The sequence below is a fragment of the Vibrio sp. Vb1554 genome, from assembly GCF_033344235.1.
Genome location: NZ_JAWPOJ010000085.1, coordinates 1 through 2,209 on the forward strand (window position 1 = coordinate 1; position 2,209 = coordinate 2,209).

Annotated in this window: 3 protein-coding genes; 1 reads left to right on the top strand and 2 read right to left on the bottom strand. The window is 43.4% G+C overall.

Translation table 11 applies throughout. From position 1 onward, the window contains the following. Positions 1-316: SIMPL domain-containing protein (locus R8N28_RS23760; RefSeq protein ID WP_318183493.1), on the bottom strand; the 316-nt coding region annotated here is incomplete at its 3' end. Positions 317-539: 223 nt separating this feature from the next. After that, positions 540-1,436: a LysR family transcriptional regulator ArgP gene (locus tag R8N28_RS23765; RefSeq protein ID WP_318183494.1), complete on the bottom strand. Its 897-nt coding sequence runs from the start codon at positions 1,434-1,436 to the stop codon at positions 540-542. Between the two features lie 139 nt (positions 1,437-1,575). Between R8N28_RS23765 and R8N28_RS23770 the strand changes: the two genes are divergently transcribed. Beyond that, entirely contained in the window at positions 1,576-2,205 is a 630-nt protein-coding gene (locus R8N28_RS23770) for a LysE/ArgO family amino acid transporter (RefSeq protein ID WP_318183495.1), read from the top strand. Positions 2,206-2,209 lie beyond the last annotated feature (4 nt).

A 2,209-nucleotide genomic window follows, 5' to 3' on the forward strand; every position in this document is an offset into this window, starting at 1 on the left:
ACTCCGCTTTGCCCGATTTAGGGTAGTGATACTGAGGCGCAAGATACAGGTTTGAGCTGGTGATATTGTCCTTTGATAAACCAGCATCAGACAGATATTGGAGAAAATCTTCGACTGTTTTATCGACTGATTGTTTTGCTTGTTCCGCTGTCATGGTGGTATCCACCACTTTTACAGAAAAGGTCGCCATGTCTGGTGTTGCGACCACCTCACCGTAACCCGTTGTTGTTACGTGAGCAAATTCAGGCACATCAGCCAAGACTGAAACACTGCTAAGACTAAGAGCTGAAGCCAGCAAACACGAATACAGTTTCATTCGACAAATCCATCCATATCAATAGTGAAGTGTCTCCACAAATCAGCATCACCGACTTTGTTAAGTCGCCGAGCTGTAGGAGTAAGTGGTTTCATAATAGAAACTTCCGGTGATTATCCAAGCTCCTAACTTCACTTCTAACACAACTTTGACTGTGTAACTTTGGTGTAATTTCAACCATTCGTCATTTAATATTCGTCAGAAATGGCCGTCTATTCAATCACTACTGTGGTAAATGACGCTGTGCATAATTGACAATCGCTTGTGAAATCTCCTGCAATACGCCAGTTTCCAACTGCCAATGGTGCCAATAAATACGATAAGACATCAGGAAGCCAGGCGTAATATCAATTAACGAGCCTTGCTCTAGCTCATCAGTAATTTGCAGACGAGGGATCAAACAATATGCCACTCCAGCTAACGCCATTTTGAGAAAAGCCTCTGAGCTGCTGATGTTGTGATGAATAACGCTATCAGGACGCACATTGAAATGCTCCGTGAGAAACTTTTTATGTAAGTCATCATACTGATCGTAGGAAACCGCTGGCGCCTTTGCTAAGGTCTGATTGTTTACACCTTCAGAAAAGTAACGCTGATAAAACTCAGGGTTAGCCACACAAACGTAATCACTTCGTCCTAAGTAATCGGCGCGACAATTTGGTATCGCTTGAGACTCTAAACTGATCGCCCCTGCGACCTCACCACTTTTCAGTTTTTCTATTGAACGTGATTCACCGTAAATCGTCAGCTTCAACTCTACTTGACGAGTTTTCATGACGTCTTGTAAAGCTGGCAGTAACCACGTTGCCAAACTGTCGGCGTTAGTAGCCAAAGACAGTTGCACTGGACGCGTTGTAGTATCGTTTTTGATCTCAGGTAAAATTTCGTGCTCTAGCAACCGAACTCGGCGGTAAAGCCCCAATAGTTTTTTCCCAATGGGAGTTGGCTTGGGTGGCTGCTCTCGAATTAACACAGGTTGCGCCAAGAATTTTTCGAGCTGTTTAATACGCTGCGAAATGGCAGATTGTGAGACAAACAGATGCTCAGCAGCTCGTTCAAAACTGCCTTGATAAACAACGGCATCCAAGGCTTCTATCCATTTGTAATCCAACCCTCGCATTCACTTTCTCCCAAAAAACCAACACCAAACCGTTAAATAAGTAACTCTAATAATATATTAAAATCATTAATTATACTTATTTAACCAAAGCCATTATCTTTCTCGTCTCTGTCGTTTTCTTAATTATTTGAGGTGTATCGTGAGCTTTTGGGTTTTATTGCAAGGATTTGGTTTAGGGGCATCGATGATCATTCCGATCGGAGCACAAAATGCGTATGTTTTGAATCAAGGCATAAAGCGCAATCACCACCTGACGACAGCCACTATTTGTAGCGTCCTAGATATGATCTTCATTTCTCTAGGTATCTTTGGTGGTGGTGCTATTCTGTCTCAAAATGAAATCCTACTGACATCGGTGACGCTTGGTGGTATTGCCTTCCTGAGCTTCTATGGACTACTTTCGCTTAAAAGCGCATTCAAGCCAGAGAATGAATCGGAATCAAAAGGGGAAGTCGTAGCTCGTGGACGCCGAACGGTCATTTTAGGCGCATTAGCTGTCACCGTGCTCAACCCACATTTGTACTTAGATACCGTTGTTATCTTAGGCTCAATCGGTGGACAATTTGAAGGCCATGATCGAATCGCTTTCGCGTTAGGCACTATTATGGCGTCATTTGTTTGGTTCTATACCTTGTCGATGGGCGCCGCAAAACTCGGGCCTACGCTATCTAAACCGAAAGTAAAAAAAGGCATCGATATCGCCGTTGCACTGATGATGTTCATCATTGCTTATGTACTCGCGAGCGAGCTCATCACTAAATACTGGTAATCCA